The organism is Amycolatopsis sp. NPDC050768, assembly GCF_040654155.1.
GTDB lineage: Bacteria > Actinomycetota > Actinomycetes > Mycobacteriales > Pseudonocardiaceae > Amycolatopsis.
The window spans coordinates 237472-252773 of record NZ_JBFAHL010000005.1 but is presented as its reverse complement, the minus strand read 5'-3'; the positions used below and the strand labels follow the sequence as shown (position 1 = coordinate 252773).

At 67.3% G+C, this 15302-nt stretch carries 10 protein-coding genes; 2 read left to right on the top strand and 8 right to left on the bottom strand.

Features of this window, described 5'->3' with window-relative positions; genetic code table 11:
- Positions 1-96: 96 nt before the first annotated feature.
- Complete coding sequence (locus AB0H62_RS17260; RefSeq protein ID WP_220241687.1) at positions 97-936, top strand: oxidoreductase; 840 nt, start codon at positions 97-99, stop codon at positions 934-936.
- A gap of 189 nt (positions 937-1125) precedes the next feature.
- Here the strand turns inward: AB0H62_RS17260 and AB0H62_RS17255 are convergent, their stop codons facing one another.
- From AB0H62_RS17255 to AB0H62_RS17220, 8 genes are all read right to left on the bottom strand, one after another.
- Positions 1126-4521: a glycosyl hydrolase gene (locus AB0H62_RS17255; protein WP_360586817.1), complete on the bottom strand. Its 3396-nt coding sequence runs from the start codon at positions 4519-4521 to the stop codon at positions 1126-1128.
- A gap of 1141 nt (positions 4522-5662) precedes the next feature.
- Positions 5663-6064 carry a VOC family protein gene (locus AB0H62_RS17250; RefSeq protein WP_220241685.1) on the bottom strand — a complete coding sequence of 134 codons (402 nt, stop codon included), beginning with the start codon at positions 6062-6064 and terminating at the stop codon, positions 5663-5665.
- 123 nt (positions 6065-6187) lie between these two features.
- Positions 6188-6625, bottom strand: a complete 438-nt coding sequence (locus AB0H62_RS17245; protein ID WP_220241684.1) for an SRPBCC family protein — start codon at positions 6623-6625, stop codon at positions 6188-6190.
- Between the two features lie 238 nt (positions 6626-6863).
- Positions 6864-8594, bottom strand: a complete 1731-nt coding sequence (locus AB0H62_RS17240; protein WP_220241683.1) for an L-lactate permease — start codon at positions 8592-8594, stop codon at positions 6864-6866.
- A gap of 43 nt (positions 8595-8637) precedes the next feature.
- Positions 8638-9954, bottom strand: a complete 1317-nt coding sequence (locus AB0H62_RS17235) for a heterodisulfide reductase-related iron-sulfur binding cluster (RefSeq protein WP_360586814.1) — start codon at positions 9952-9954, stop codon at positions 8638-8640.
- Positions 9955-11226 carry an FAD-binding oxidoreductase gene (locus tag AB0H62_RS17230; RefSeq protein WP_220241681.1) on the bottom strand — a complete coding sequence of 424 codons (1272 nt, stop codon included), beginning with the start codon at positions 11224-11226 and terminating at the stop codon, positions 9955-9957.
- Positions 11226-12713 (bottom strand): FAD-linked oxidase C-terminal domain-containing protein, encoded by a 1488-nt coding sequence (locus AB0H62_RS17225; protein ID WP_220241680.1) that lies wholly within the window; start codon positions 12711-12713, stop codon positions 11226-11228. Before AB0H62_RS17225 ends, AB0H62_RS17230 begins: the two co-directional genes overlap by 1 nt.
- Before the next feature lie 172 nt (positions 12714-12885).
- Positions 12886-13062, bottom strand: a complete 177-nt coding sequence (locus tag AB0H62_RS17220) for a hypothetical protein (protein ID WP_220241679.1) — start codon at positions 13060-13062, stop codon at positions 12886-12888.
- 532 nt (positions 13063-13594) lie between these two features.
- Here AB0H62_RS17220 and fmdA point away from each other — a divergent pair.
- Positions 13595-14842: a formamidase gene (gene fmdA, locus AB0H62_RS17215; RefSeq protein WP_220241678.1), complete on the top strand. Its 1248-nt coding sequence runs from the start codon at positions 13595-13597 to the stop codon at positions 14840-14842.
- The last annotated feature ends 460 nt before the right edge of the window (positions 14843-15302 follow it).

The window sequence follows — 15302 nt, the reverse complement described above, 5'->3', positions numbered from 1 at the left end:
AAATCCTACAACCACGACAGGTAACCGGTGTTGGACGGCACCGAGCTCTCGAGACGACCATTGACCTCGGTAAACACGAACGTGAGAGGCATGGGAATGACGAACGAAACACCGGGCCGCGTCTGGCTGATCTCCGGCTGCTCCAGCGGCTTCGGCCGCGAGCTCGTGCGGGCCGCGCTGGCCGCCGGCGACCGCGTGATGGCGACAGCGCGCCGCCCCGAGACCCTCGCGGACCTCGCGGAGGTCGGAGGCGACCGGGTCAGCACCGCGGCGATGGATGTCACGGACCCGGCGTCCATCCGCGCCGCGGTCGACGCGACGCTGGCCGTGTTCGGCCGCATCGACGTGCTGGTGAACAACGCCGGGGTCAGCGTGATCGGTGCCGTCGAGGAAACCCCGGTCGAGTACTTGCGCAGCATGTTCGACGTCAACTACTTCGGTGCTGTGCAGCTGACCCAGGCCGTCCTCCCCGTGATGCGCGAGCAGGGGAACGGCACGATCGTGGTCATGAGCTCCATCGGCGGCCTGATTACCTTCCCGGGCCTGAGCGGCTACAACGCCACCAAGCACGCGCTCAAGTCTCTGGGCGAGGCGCTGTCGCTCGAACTGACCCCTCTCGGCATCCGGGTCATGGTGGTGGAACCGGGAATGTTCCGCACCCAGTTCAGCACCAGTCTGCAGTGGACCCCCGAGAACCCCGCCTACCACGCGACCTCGGGCGCACTGCGGCAGATGGTCAAGAACGTCGTGGGCCAGGAACCGAACGATCCGGTCAAGGGCGCCGCGGCGATCGTGAAGGTCCTCGAGTCCGAGAACCCGCCGCTGCATTTCCTCCTCGGTGAAGACGCGATCGACGGCCTGCGCCAGCACAACGAGGCACTGCTAGCCGACGTCACCACGTGGGAGTCGCTCAGCCGGACGACCACGATTTCCTGACCCGTGGACATTGTGGACGGATTGCACCTGATGCGGTGAACCCGGTGTGGCCGCCGGCGTGAATCGGCTCGAGGTCGCGGACGGATCGGCAGACTTGTCGAGTGCGACGTCGACGGTACGGGGATGGTCCCGCCGTTGGTGAACGGCGGGACCATCCCCGTGGTTGTGGCGATCAGGGCGGCGGGAAGATCACTGCCCGGCCTGGTGTGGGTGACCCGGGTGTTCGACGACTGCGATGGTGAAGGTCTCGAGTGAGACGTTGCCTTGCAGGCCGTAGGACGCCACGGCACCGGCGACGGTGTTGGCGGCGGGCAGGTTGGGGTAGCCCAAGGCCCTCATCTGGTTGCGCAGCGAACTCGATACCTCGATCTTGATCGCGTTGGTGCCCGCCTTCAGCGCGGAGCTGACGTCGATGCGCCCGGTGATGAAGTCGTAGCCGGTGATCTTCTTGCCGTTGACCCAGACTTGGGCCAGGGCGCCACCCGTGGAGCCGATGTTCAGGTAGGCACCGTTCGAGGCATTCCACGAACTGGGCAAGCGGAACGTGGTGCTGTAGGTGCCGACACCGGATACCGACGCCGGATTCTGCGCCGTGAACGTCATGTCCTTCCAGGGGATGAGCTGGGTCGTGCCCACGTTGATGTCGGACTTCTTCGTGGTGAAGTACACCTCTTTGGTGGTGTAGCCCTGGCGTGCCTCGGTCAAGGTCTTCTTCTCGCCCGGTGTCCAGCTGTTGAGGACCAGGTTCCACTGCGCGTTCGTCAGGTTGATGTTGGCCGGTACGGAGATCTTCTTGGTCACGGTGGAGCCGTCGGCCAGCTTGGCGGTGTAGGTGCCCGAGTCGGTGGCGAGGATGGCCACGCCGTCGGCGGTCACGACGCCCTGTGGGGCGTTGGTGTTGCGCAGGGGCGCGGCGGCCTTGGTTTTCAGGTCTATGGCGATCACCGTGGTCTCGCCGGGCGCGAGAGTCACGTCGAACGAGGTGCGTCCGCCGGAGGAGTTGTACAGGGCAAGCGCCTCAACGCGGCTCGACCAGGTGTTGATGTGGTAGGGCTTGCCGATCGCGTCGACACTGATGGTCGTCGTCACGGTCTCCGAATCGATCGGATTGTTGAAGTAGTCACCGCGCTTCTCCATGTAGTTGTAGGCCCACAGGTACAGCGTGTCCTTGGTCCTGCGCATGGCCGTGAGCACGGTCTGGTTCGGCTTGGCGTATTCGGCGCGTGGCCGCGCTCCGAGTCGCTTCAGGGCGTCGTAGACCCCGGTTTTGCCGTAGTAGTACTTCTCTTCGTAGTCCTCGGCGTTCGGGTCGGGGGTGGTCGCGCTCTGGGGGACGTTCGCGTTGACCTCCCTGACGTTCGCGAGCTTCTTCAGCCGGGCCATCACCTTCGCCAGGTCGGCGTCGGTACCGTCGTTGCCGAGGGTGTGGACCGCCGCCTTGGCGTTCAAGTAGTTCCTGGTCGCGCTCAACGTCTCGACCAGACCGTTGACGATGACAACAGGCAGACCTTGCCGGGCCAGATCGTAGATCGCCTGGGCGCTTTTCAGCCGGATCGAGTCCTGGTAGATGACGACGGCCTGGTAGCCGACGTTTTCGGGAATCAGACCGTCGGTCTTGCTGTACTTGACGCTCTTGTTCTCAAGGATCTCGGGTGCGAAGTATTCGTAGGTGTACCCGTTGTCCTGCAGTTCGAGGTCCTTGAAGTAGTTGGCCCTCCGGTGCCGCATGAAGTCGGGGTGGGGGTGGTCGCTGTTGAAGGCGTAGTCGGTGCGCACCACCGCCAGGTCCATTTGCGGCTTGCCCTGTTGCAGCACGGCCTGGGTGCGGGCGATCATCGGCATGTAGTCGGTGTACTGCGTGGACTCCGGCTGGCGCGGCCCCCACCGCTCCGAGTACCGGGCGTACATGCCTTCGTGGCCCGGCCAGTAGGTGCCGTCCCAGGGGTTCGAAGGGTCGTGGGAGTCGGCGCCGGAAATGCTCGCGTAGCCGTGGAATACGGTGTGGCTGACGCCGGAGGCGAACTGGGTGTTGATGATCTGCATGAACCGGTCCTGGCCCCAGGTGTAGTTTTCGCCACTGATCGCCCCGGTCTCACTGGAGTACCGCAACCCGTGAGTGTGGGCCGCGCCCGCCAGCGTCCGCTGCGAATCCACCTGGTTCCCGAAATCAAGATTTTCGGTCTCTACATAGTCCACCCCTTGGGCCGGCGTGGTGATCTCATAACCCACGTTGTAGGAGATCTCGGCCCGCAGCTTCATGTTCATGTCGTTGTTCAGGTAGGCCCGGAGCGGCTTGAGAACATTGTCGGTGTACATGTCGGTGATCGTCTCGAAGAAGTCGTTGCGAACCTTGTCCACCGCGACCTGGTCGGCTCCGACGACCAGGAATGAGGTCAAGCCCGCCCTGCCGTCCTTCCTGATGACGTACGGCAGGTATGGTTCGAGGCTGTACCCGCGGCGCTTCTGGAACTCGCTCATGAGGGAGGAGCCCCAGAATTCGCCGCCGTTGGAGTTGCTGGTCGAGATTTCCAGCGAGTCCATGTACATCTCGCCGCGGCCGTTGTCGACGATGGCATTCTTCAGCTCACGGTCGTTGAAGACGTGGTTGCGGTAGTAGTTGATGAAGTCCTGCATGCCGGCTGGGTCGATGTAGTTGATGGTCACGTTCGTCGTGGACGAAGGTGTCGGCGCCTGGCCGGTCGCTTGCATCCAGAACGCGTAGATGTCCCACGTTCCCGTGCCTGCCGCCGGCGTCCAGTTCAGGGAATAGCTCGCCTTGCCGGTGAGGTCCTTCATCGTGCTCGGCGTGACCGGGGTGCCGTTGAGGGTGACTTTGCCGGTCAGCACGACCGACGTGTCGGTGTAGCTCATGGTGCCGGAGATGCTGCCGTCGGCGGTGACCGAGCCGGTGTTGCCAGCTGCTCGCTGGACCGCGACCACGGAGATCAGGTCCTGCCGCACGGTTCCGGCCACCGTCATCACCGAGCGCTTCAGCGTGCCGCTGAACGCGGTGCCGCCGGTGGTGGTCTGGATGGCGTAGCCCAGTGCCTTGCCGGCGCCGTCGTCGTCGAACTTCAGGTTCGCGATCGGCAGGTTCGCGTTCGCCCAGTGGGTGCCGCTGGTCATGGAGAAGCCCATGCCGTACCTGTTGGCCTCTTGGATGATGAGCTTCGTGTCGTTCTTCCACTCATCAGAGCCCCAGCTGTAGATCTGCTGCGGGGTCATTCCCGTGGTGTTGCTGACGAAGACCGTGTCGCTCAGGTCACTGTCCACATTGGGCTCGGGCATGCAGACGATCTCGACCGAGCCGATGCCCATGTCGTGGAGGGTCTTCATGTCGGCCTTGATGGTCGCGTCGGTGTGCAGCCCTTCGGCCAGCCACCACCGCGTGCCCGGCCGGTACTTGCCCTCCGGGTCGTCCAGCAGCGCGTGCTGGGCCTTGATGAACTTGTCGGCGACACTCGACGACGACGAAGCCGCGGCGGAGCCGGCACCGACCACACCGGAGAGCGCCAGCGCCATGCCGACACCACCGCTGATCTTGAGGAAATCTCTCCGGTCGAAGCCGGGCTTGCTGTCTTCCATCAGTCCTCCTGGGGCAGGCGGGGAACGGATCTTGCTTCAGTGAATGGATCTCGGAATGTTGCGATGCGGTACGGCTGGAAGCAGTTGCCGGCGATGGGGGTGGACCTGGTCGCGTTGACCAGGGCATGGGCACGCCACCATCGACGGCCTGGTCACCCGCGCGCGTAGCCGCGCCGGCGGGCGGAGGGCTCTTCCCTATGGTGATGGCCTCGAGAGCCGGCGTGAGCGGATCCGGCGCCGACAGTGCGTCGCCAGCCGCGCTGCGCAGTGCCCGCGAATCTGGTCGCGGACATCGATCGTCCATCGATGACATGCGGGTGAGGGTCGCCCGGCGGGCTCGATGCCGTCACGCAACGGCGCCTGCGACCAGGCGTCCGCGACAGCAAGCCGGCGCTCCTTCCGGCCGGTGCGGTACACCCGCGATGGTGCTGTGCGCACTCGCTGGCCTCTCCGTTGAGGGTTCGAATCATTTAAACGTTTCAATTCGAGCCACTCCAGTTTCCAGCTTCCCCGTGATCGTTGTCAAGCGTCAAACATCGCCTTCGCATGGCGGAATCGGTTCAGGATGCGGCGGGGAAGCGCGGGATTCTTCGCCGTGAGCCTGCGACACCCGCAGGAATCCGGGAAGTGGAGTTCGCGTCACGCGGAACGGAATCACCGGCCACCGTGAACTCGGAATTGTCCGCCGTTGACAACCCCGGGAAACCCTGGTTAAGTCGCCCTGTTGAAAGGTTTCATTCGAGCGCGGAGCTGATGGACAGCCGCCGGTGCCCCTTCGTCTTGTCGACGCCGGAGGCACATCCCTGCCAGCGGTCGATCTTCCGGATTTGGTTCTGGCGGCCGGCGTGCGACGGGATCGAGCTTGACGAGCCCGGGGCGGGGGAGTGGCGGGCGCGGCTGGGGCCATCGCCGGATCATCGCCATCTGACGGCTGAAGCCCCGACCCTCCGAGGAGGGACGGGGCTTCTGACCTGCGATTTTAGCTGGTGCGCGATACTGCGATCGAACCAGTGACCTCGTCCGTCGACTCCGCGCCAAACGGCAAGTACCCAGCCAGGTCGATCCAGCGCGCGTCGCGACCGACAATTCCGCGTTTCCGACTACGGCGAGACAGGACGAACGAGCCGGCAGGGATCGATGGTCATGTCCCCGGTGCGATGAAGAACTCGAGAGCGATGTTGTCGGGGTCGCGGAAGGAGACGCCCGAGCCGTAATGCGCCTTCTTGATGCCACCGTGGGTGATGGCGAGCTCGTCGAGGCGATCGCGCCACTGCTCGAGCTCCGCGAGGCCAGAGAGTGCGAAGCCCACGTGGTCGAGGCCGGTGCGCGTCTCGACGAAGCGGTCCTTCGACTCACGGCCAGGGTGGGTGTGCAGACCGAAGAGCATTCCGCCGTCGAGGGCGAAGACCGTGTGGTGGAACTCGCCGCCTTCTTCGTCCTCGTCGAGTACGGGTTCGGCATCGAACAGGCGGCTGTACCACTCGGTGCTGCGCTCGAGGTCCGAAACCGTGATCGCGACGTGCTGCAGGCCGGGGAAAGCCATGTGAGCGACTCCGTTCCTTGATCGGTATCGAAAAGGGGCTCCGGGCCGGCGATCGTGCCCGCCATCGAACTGAGGTGAGATAGCGGGGCGAACCTGTCTACGCCCGCGACCTGCCCCGTCCGGTCAGGCGAGCAGCTTCCGTAGCCCGGCGATGCCGCTGCCGTACACGTCCTGGGCGAAGGTGCGGTCGAGCTCTTCCTCTTGACCAGCGTCGGCGTCGTACTCGGCCCACCACTCGACGAAGGACTCGCCGGTGTCGGTGACCGGGCTGACCCGGACCGTCGAAACGTAGCGGCGCACGCCGAACGGATTCGCCCCGGTGAACGCGTAGGTGAGCGTGCGACCAGGGTCGTCGAGGACGAGCAGCCGTTCGTCGAAGGGGTCACCACCCGCATCGAGGGTCAGCCTCCGGACGGCTCCGACCTGCCCGTCGACGCCGTCGGCGATCTCACTGTGGCCGACTGCCGGCAGGAAGGCGGACACGTCGCCGAATGCGCGGACCTGGGCCCAGACCTTTTCGACAGGCGCTGCGACGACTCCGCTGGCGTACGGGCGCGGCATGGAAACCCCCAAATTGTCGGTCGAACGCTCTCGTTCCGGCGCGTCGTGGCAGCCGGCAGCGGCGACATCGGCACGAACTCGGAACTAGTAACCTGGCTCACGCTAACCGCGACGGATTCTCAACAGAAGATCTTTGTGACGACCGGCTGCACCTGCCCACTGAGCGGGAGGAGTGCCCCGTCGAACGGTTCACGCGATTGTCGTCCGTGCCGATCGAGCACTCCCGGCGTCATCAGGTTCAGGGCACCATCCACGAGAGCACAGCGGTGGACTGCAGGTAGACGAGCACGCACATCACCGCGAGGAAGAGCACGCTCCAGAGGAACACCCTGCGGAAGAGATCGCCCTCCCGCCCGGACATACCCACCGCCGCCGCGGCGATGGCGAGGTTCTGCGGGCTGATCATCTTGCCGAGCACCCCGCCGGACGAGTTCGCGGCGGCGAGCAGGGTGGCGCTCAGCTCGGCCTTCTGTGCGGCAACCACCTGCAGCGCGCCGAACAACGAGTTCGACGACGTGTCCGAGCCGGTCACGGCGACGCCCAGCCAGCCCAGGATCGGCGAAATGAGCGCGAAGATCCCGCCGGCACCGGCCATCCAGGTGCCGAGTGTCGTGGTCTGCCCGCTCGCGTTCATGACGTAGGCGAGCGCGAGCACGGCCATCACGGTCACGATTGCGGGAGCGAGCTGGCGATACGTGGCGAAGTAGATGTGCAGCGCGGTCGCGGGCCGGATCCGGATCACGGGAATGGTGAGCAGCCCGGCGATGATGAGCAGCGTGCCGGCCGCGGCGAGCCAGTCGAACTTGAACATCGGCAGCGTTGACACCTTCCCGCTCGCGGATGTGATGTGCAGGCCTGGCCAGGCGAAGGTGCGCGTGACGCTGGTGAGCGCGTGCTGGATCGCCGGGATCTGCGCGAGCCCGAACACCACGATGATGATCAGGTAGGGCGAGTAGGCGCGGAACACCTCGGCGCCGCTGTCGCGGCGGCCGGCTTCGGTGTCACCGTCGCCGCTTCCGCTCGGTGGACCGTCGCGGCCCGCCCGGGGCGCCTGCCGGTCGATCGTGGCGGTCGAGGTCGCCGCCGCCTCCGCGCGCCCGTCCGCGCCCGCGCCGGTGCGGGTGACCTCAGGTCCGCCGGTCTCGGTGAACCCCTCGACCGGCCGCCAGAACCGCAGGAACAGCACGACTGCGCCGGCGCTCAGCAGCGACGCGACGATGTCGGTGAGCGGTGCGCTCACGTAGTTCGAGATCGCGAACTGCGCGACGGCGAAGACCACGCCGCAGACGAGCGCCACGGGCCAGGTCTGGCGGACCCCGCGGGTGCCGTCGATGATGAACACGAGCGCGAGCGGGACGACGAACCCCAGCAGCGGGGTCTGGCGTCCGACCATCGCGGACAGGTCGTGCAGCGGCAGGCCGGTGACGGTGGCCAGCGTGGTGATCGGCACCGCGAGCGCGCCGAAGGCGACGGGTGCGGTGTTGGCGACGAGTGCGACGACCGCGGCCTTCAACGGCCGGAAGCCCAGCGCGATCAGCATGACGCTGGTGATGGCGACCGGGGTGCCGAACCCGGCCAACGCTTCGAGCAGCGCACCGAACGAGAACGCGACGATCACGCCCTGGATCCGCTGGTCGTCGCTGACCCGCGAGAACGAGCGGCGCAGCACGTCGAAGTGTCCGGTGTGGACCGTCATGTTGTAGATCCAGATCGCGTTGATGACGATCCACAGGATGGGGAAGAACCCGAACGCGGCACCTTCGGCCGCCGCCAGGAACGCCGGGCCTGCCGGCATCGGGTAGACGAAGATCGCCACCCCGAGCGCGACCGCGAGTGAGATCAGTGCCGCGAGCCACGCCGTCATCCGGAGGATGCCGAGCAGGACGAACAGCACGATGAGCGGGACAGCCGCCACGAGCGACGACCAAGCGAGCGAACCCGCGACGGGGTCGAGAATCTGCTGGTACATGTGTCACCTCATCGTTGAGGACGACAACCTGGGATTTGCCGGCTTACGCCCCGGAGCGGGACCTCCCGACCGCGTCCGCTGCCAGGCCACGGATCGAGGCATCGAGGACCTCGACGGTGTGCGCGACCTTCAGCTGCGCGCCGAGGCGCTCGGCGGACGCGGCCAGCTGCATCAGGCAGCCCGGGTTGGCCGTCACCAGCAGGGGTGCGCCGGTGGCGAGAACGTTGCGCGCCTTGCGGTCCCCGAGTTCCCCCGCGGCCTCGGGCTGCAGGATGTTGTAGATCCCCGCGGAACCACAGCACAGTTCGGCTTCGGCGATCTCCCGCAGCAGAAGCTCCGGGATGTCCCGCAAGAGCGCGCGGGGCTGCGTGCGGATCGCCTGCGCGTGCCCGAGGTGGCAGGCGTCGTGGTACGCGATCATGACCGGCAGAGGGTGGCGGGTGGCCACCGTTCCCCGCTCCACGAGGAATTCCGTGATGTCGCGGACGCCCTCGGCGAATCCTCGCGCGCGCTCGGCGTAGACGGGGTCGTCGGCGAGGAGGTCCGCGTACTCCTTCATCGCCGAACCACAGCCGGCGGCGTTGACCACGACCTGCTCGACCCCCCCCGCCGCGAAGGTGTCGATCAGCTTGCGGGCGAAGGACTGCGCCTCCTCCTCCCGGCCATTGTGGACACTCAGCGCACCGCAGCACCCCTGCCCGGCGGGCGCGATCACGTCGAAGCCCTCTGCGGTCAGCACGCGGGCGGTCGCCGCGTTGACGCCGGGGAAGAACTCCCGCTGCACGCAGCCCAGGAGCATGCCGACGGTGCCTCGCTTCGCACCCTGGGCAGAAGACTGTTCCGGCACCTGCTCGAACGGCTCGAGCTCGGGTGCCAGCGACTCCAGCGCAGCCAGCGCCGGGAAAGTCCTGCGCAGCAAGCGGCCACGCCGCAACCAGCGGCTGAGGCCGGTGGCCTGATAGGCCCGCAGCGGACCGCGCAAGGCGTGCAACCGCTTGGCGTACGGGAAGACGCTGAAGATCGCGCGGCGCATCAGCCGGTCGCGCGCGGGGCGGTGGTGACGCCGCTCCACCTGCGCACGGGTGGCTTCGATGAGCTTGTCGTACTGCACCCCGGACGGACACGCGGTCACACAGGCCATACAGCCGAGGCAGGCGTCGAAATGCTGCACCATCTCCGGTGTCATCGGCTCGCCGCCGAGGCCCATTTCCATCAGGTAGATCCGCCCGCGTGGAGAGTCCATCTCCTCGCCCCACAACGTGTACGTGGGGCAGGTCGGCAGGCAGAACCCGCAGTGCACGCAGTCACCGACGAGCGCCGCCGACGGCGGGTGGTGGTCATCGAAGGCAGGTTCGGACATCTAGATCCCTCCGGCGAAGCGACCGGGAGCGAGCCGGTGTTCGGGGTCGAACTGGTCCTTCACCCGGCGCATCAGGCTCACTCCTCGCACCGGTCCCCACGGGTCGAGAGCCGCCTTGACCGCAGGCGGAGCGTCCAGCACGACGACGTCCCCACCCCAGGTGGCCGACCGGTCTCGCAAGACCTGGACCAGCTCGGCGATCACGGCGGGCTCGACGGCGCCCGGCACCGCGGCGTACAGGAGACCGACGCCGGCCGAACCACGGGCCGAGACCGGTACACCGTGACGCCGCGCCTGCTCGTCGAGCGCGTTCAGCAAAGCCGGCAGGCCGGTGATCCGGTGCGTGAGGCGCAGGGCCACGTCGCCTCGCTGCCACGGGGCTCGGCCCCACCACTGCGGCGCGGCTTCGCGCGGTTCGGCGCCGGCCCCGAGCAGTTCGAGGAACTTCTCGACCCGGCCGGCGACTCCCTGCGGAATGCCCTCGACGAGCACCGCGAGCGTCCCCGTCGCGCCGGCAGGCCGGTCGAGTTCGACCGCGTTCGGCACGAGCTGGGCGTGCAGCACCCGCCGCAGACGCTCGTACGCGACGCCTGTCGAGTCCACCGGCACCACGACCCAGCGGGCCAGCGCCGGTCGCGGGTGCAGCCGGAACACCGCCTCGGTGACCAGGCCGAGCGTTCCCCAGGAACCGGCGAACAGCTTGCCCAGGTCGTAACCCGCGACGTTCTTCACGACCTTTCCGCCGGCCTTCGCCACCACACCGTCGGCTCGGACGACCGTGATGCCGATGAGCAGGTCGCGCACCGCACCGTGGGAGAAGCGCAGCGGGCCGGAAGCGGCGGTCGCGATGAGCCCGCCGACCGTTCCGGCGTCGGCCGCGCCAGGCGGCACCACGGGATCCGCGGCCAGCCGCTGACCCGCGGGGGAGAGGCGGTCCTGCAGCGTCGCGAGGCGGAGGCCCGCGTCCACGTGAACGACAAGGTCGCCGGAGCGGTGCTCGACGACGCGGTCCATGCGGCCGGTGTCCACGATCAGGTCGGCCTTCGCGGGCCGCTGCCCCCAGCCGAGTTTCGTCCCCGAGCCCCGGACGACGACGGCGAGCCCGTAGTCAGCGGCGATCCGCAGGACGTCCGCCGCTTCCGCGGTGCTGCCCGGTGCCGCGACCAACGCCGGCGCGATGCCGTCGACCTCGTCACCCGCCGCCGCGGGCCGGGCGTGCTTCGCGGTCGCCGCGCACAGCGCGTCCAGCGCCGCCGGATCGGGCCCGCTCATCAGAAGACCTCGGCGATTCCGGCTTCCTGCAAGGGATGCGCGCCCTTGTGCCGGCCTGGCACCTCACCGCACAAGCGCGGCGTCGGGAACACCTTGCCGGGATTGGCCAGTCCGGCCGGATCGAAGGCGCAGCGCACCAGCTGCATCGTGTCGAGGTCCGCCTCGGTGAACATCCGCGGCATGAACTTCGCCTTGTCCGACCCGACGCCGTGCTCGCCGGTGATCGATCCGCCGTACTCGATGCAGAGGTCGAGGATCGCCCCCGAAACCTCCTCGGCGCGCTCGGCTTCGCCGGGCACCGCGTCGTCGAACAGCACCAGCGGGTGCAGGTTGCCGTCCCCGGCGTGGAAGACGTTGGCGACCCGGACGCCGCTGCTGCGCGAGAGCTCCGTCATCCGGTGCAGCACCTCGGGCAACGCGGTGCGCGGGATGACACCGTCCTGGACGATGTAGTCGGGACTGATCCTCCCGACGGCGGCGAACGCCGACTTGCGCCCCTTCCAGAACAACGCGCGCTCCACGTCGTCCTTCGCGATGCGGATCTCGAAGGCCCGGTGCGTGCGGCAGTGCCGCTCGACCTCCTCGAACTGCCGCTCGACCTCGTCGGCCGGTCCGTCCAGCTCGACGATCAGCACCGCACCCGCACCACCGGGGTAGTCACAGTGCACGGCGGCTTCGGCCGCCTCGATCGCCAGCGCGTCCATCATCTCGATCGCCGCGGGCACGACTCCGGCGCCGATGATCTCCGAAACGGCCGCGCCGGCGTCGTCGGTGCTCGGGAAGGCCGCGAGCAACGTGCGGACCGCTTCCGGCAGCCGGGTGAGCCGCACCGTCACCTCGGTGGCGATGCCGAGCGTGCCTTCCGAACCCACGATGGCCCCGAGCAGGTCGTACCCGGTCGGATCCGGCGCCTTGCCGCCGAGCCGCACGGCTTCGCCGTCCGCGGTCACGAAGGTGATGCCAGTGACGTGGTTGGTGGTGAAACCGTACTTCAGGCAGTGCGCGCCACCCGAGTTCTCCGCGACGTTGCCGCCGATCGAGCACACCTGCTGGCTCGAGGGATCCGGCGCGTAGTAGTAGCCCTCGGGCTTGGCGGCCCGGGAAACGTCCAGGTTGATCACCCCTGGCTCGACCACCGCACGCTGGTTCTCCCGGTCGATCTCGATGATGTGCCGCATCCGCGAGGTGACGATGAGGACCCCGTCGGCGCGCGGCAGCGCACCACCGGAGAGGCCCGTGCCGGATCCGCGCGCGACGAACGGCACCTCGGCCTCGGCGCAGGCACGCACGGTCTCCACGACGGCGGCACTGTCCCGAGCGAGCACGGCGAGCGCGGGAGTGACCTTGTAGTGCGCGAGGCCGTCGCACTCGTAGGTACGCAGCCGCTGGTGATCGTCGATGACCGAATCAGGACCCAGCGCCGCCCGCAGGCGCTCGGTCAGCGCCGCGATCCGCGGTCGCACATCTCGTGGCTCGTAGGTCGTCATGCGCGCCCTCCCAGCCCGCTTGACTGTGGATCCGGACGGCTTTGAGCTACAGAAAGTAAACTCTGCCTTTCGGCACCGTAAGACGGTCCGGAAGGCCAGTCAACTCGGGTCCTCGGGCGACGGACAGCGCCTCCTGGGTCGCGGAGGAAACCGCAGGTGGGGCCGCGTGCGGCTACCCGGCCAAGCGCCGGATGCTGGGCCGTGCGGTGATCACGACCGAGCCGCCGCAACTCCAGCACTCGACCGCCTTCCCCGGCGGAGTCCGCCCGGCGACCTCGCAGCTGGCGCATTCCCACGCAGTGAGGACGACGAACTCCATCGAGCCGTCGTCGTCGGACTTCGCTTCCACGACGCTCCACCGATTTCTTGATCAGCATTGCTTCGACGCCCGTAAGGGGCAGCCGGTGCAGGACGAGGCAAGATAACGAAACGATATACCTTAAGTCAAGCCGGTGCGTGGTTTTTCGTTGCCCTTGACATCCCTGCGCGACCTGCGAATACGCTGCGTACAGCGCGATCCCGTTCAAGATGCGGCGTCGGGCCAGTGCCGTCCTGGTCTCGGGAGTGACCGAACGTCCTCGTGAGTCCGCCCGGGCCGTCACGGAAAGTAGCCCGCAAGCAGTCGATGTGGCGACCGCAACCGCAGTGGCGATCAGCGCCGGCCGGAGTCGTCGATGCCTGCCTCGGGGCGTGGGTACGGATCGCCGAACAGCGAAGGTCTTTTTTCAGAATTTCACATCGTCGACGAACTCAATTTTTTCGTAAATTCAGGCGTCGGTTTTTCTGTCGAACGTCGCCGATATGACCAGGAGGTTCACAGGTACTGACCCGAGAACGGCGGGCGAGCCAGATCAAAGGCCCGCAAACAGAGGAGAATTCGCATGCCAGAAGTAGTGTTCAGTGTCGACCAGACGAAATCCATGCGCGACCAGGCGGTGCCGGGCCACAACCGGTGGCACCCGGATGTACCGGTCGCCGCGATGGTCCGTCCCGGGCAGGAGTTCCGCGTGGAGTGCCGGGAATGGACCGACGCCCAGCTCGGCAACAACGACTCGGCCAACGACGTGCGGGACGTCGACCTGTCGCGCTGCCACATGCTCAGCGGTCCCATCGGCGTCGAGGGCGCCCAGCCCGGTGACCTGCTCGTCGTCGACATCCTCGACCTCGGCCCGGTTCCGCAGGAGACGGGCGACGCGCCGGGGCAGGGCTGGGGCTACACCGGGGTGTTCGCCAAGGCCAACGGCGGCGGGTTCCTGACCGACTACTTCCCCGACGCCTACAAGGCGATCTGGGACTTCCACGGTCAGCAGGCCACCTCGCGCCACCTGCCGGGCATCCGGTACACCGGAATCACCCACCCCGGCCTGTTCGGCACCGCGCCGTCGGCCGAGCTGCTCCAGCGGTGGAACCGCAGGGAGCGGGCGCTGGTCGCCCGCGAGCCCGACCGCGTACCGCCGCTGGGCCTGCCGCCGTTGCTCGACGGGACGCTCGCCGGAACGGCCGACAGGTCGACCGCGGAGCACATCGCCAGCGAGGGCGCCCGCACGGTGCCGGCCCGGGAGAACGGTGGGAACCACGACATCAAGAACTTCACCCGGGGATCGCGGGTCTTCTACCCGGTCTACGTCGACGACGCCAAGTTCTCCGGCGGAGATCTGCACTTCAGCCAGGGCGACGGCGAGATCACCTTCTGTGGCGCCATCGAGATGGGCGGGTACATCGACTTCCACGTCGACCTCATCAAAGGCGGCATGGAGAAGTACGGCATCACCACGAATCCGGTGTTCATGCCGGGAAACGTCGAACCCCGGTATTCCGAGTTCCTGTCGTTCGTGGGCATTTCGGTGGACCGGGAGACCGACGAGAACCTCTACCTCGACGCCACCATGGCCTACCGCAATGCGGCCCTGAACGCGGTGGAGTACTTCAAGAAGTGGGGATTCACTGGTGAACAGGCCTACCTGCTGCTCGGCTCGGCGCCCATCGAGGGCCGGATCAGCGGCATCGTGGACATCCCCAACGCGTGTTGCACGCTCTACGTGCCCACGGAGATCTTCGATTTCGACGTGCGCCCGACGAGCGAAGGCCCGGTGAGGGCCGATCGCGGACAGTGCGCGGTCGCGTCCTGACCTGCGGAGGGGTTTCAGCGAGGCCGGACTTCGTTCGGTGTCGACCGACAGTGGCGCAACGCTCGGCTGGGACTCCCAGCCGAGCGTTTCCCTGTGGCCGTGCTGCCGAGCCAGGTCTGTTGCGGTGGTCCGCCGTCCGAACCGGTTCCGCGCGACCGATCACGGGCGACCTGCGGCGTTCGTTGAGCACGGCTCGCTCAGGCCGGCCGTCGTGGCGACGAATGCGGCCGGTGGCCCGGACATCTACGGGTGCGGCACGACATCTGCCCGCCGCGTCTGGGCCGGGTACAGCTGGAGCAGGTCTGAAAATGCTGCGGTCCCGGTGATTCACTGCGTTGAGGACGATTGCGGGTTGGCAGACGGCGGCAAGTCGGTGGCCGAAACGGACAAAAAGGGATAACGAGACAGCGTTCTGTCGACCTTTCTTGAGCGCGCACTGATGCGGTCCGACGTACTCTCA

Excerpts from the sequence above, each read along its gene's own strand:
- AB0H62_RS17225 (WP_220241680.1), bottom strand. The coding sequence starts at position 12,713 with ATGACGACCTACGAGCCACGAGATGTGCGACCGCGGATCGCGGCGCTG.
- AB0H62_RS17240 (WP_220241683.1), bottom strand. The coding sequence starts at position 8,594 with ATGTACCAGCAGATTCTCGACCCCGTCGCGGGTTCGCTCGCTTGGTCG.
- AB0H62_RS17230 (WP_220241681.1), bottom strand. The coding sequence starts at position 11,226 with ATGAGCGGGCCCGATCCGGCGGCGCTGGACGCGCTGTGCGCGGCGACC.
- AB0H62_RS17235 (WP_360586814.1), bottom strand. The coding sequence starts at position 9,954 with ATGTCCGAACCTGCCTTCGATGACCACCACCCGCCGTCGGCGGCGCTC.
- AB0H62_RS17260 (WP_220241687.1), top strand. The coding sequence starts at position 97 with ATGACGAACGAAACACCGGGCCGCGTCTGGCTGATCTCCGGCTGCTCC.
- fmdA (WP_220241678.1), top strand. The coding sequence starts at position 13,595 with ATGCCAGAAGTAGTGTTCAGTGTCGACCAGACGAAATCCATGCGCGAC.
- AB0H62_RS17255 (WP_360586817.1), bottom strand. The coding sequence starts at position 4,521 with ATGGAAGACAGCAAGCCCGGCTTCGACCGGAGAGATTTCCTCAAGATC.
- AB0H62_RS17245 (WP_220241684.1), bottom strand. The coding sequence starts at position 6,625 with ATGCCGCGCCCGTACGCCAGCGGAGTCGTCGCAGCGCCTGTCGAAAAG.
- AB0H62_RS17250 (WP_220241685.1), bottom strand. The coding sequence starts at position 6,064 with ATGGCTTTCCCCGGCCTGCAGCACGTCGCGATCACGGTTTCGGACCTC.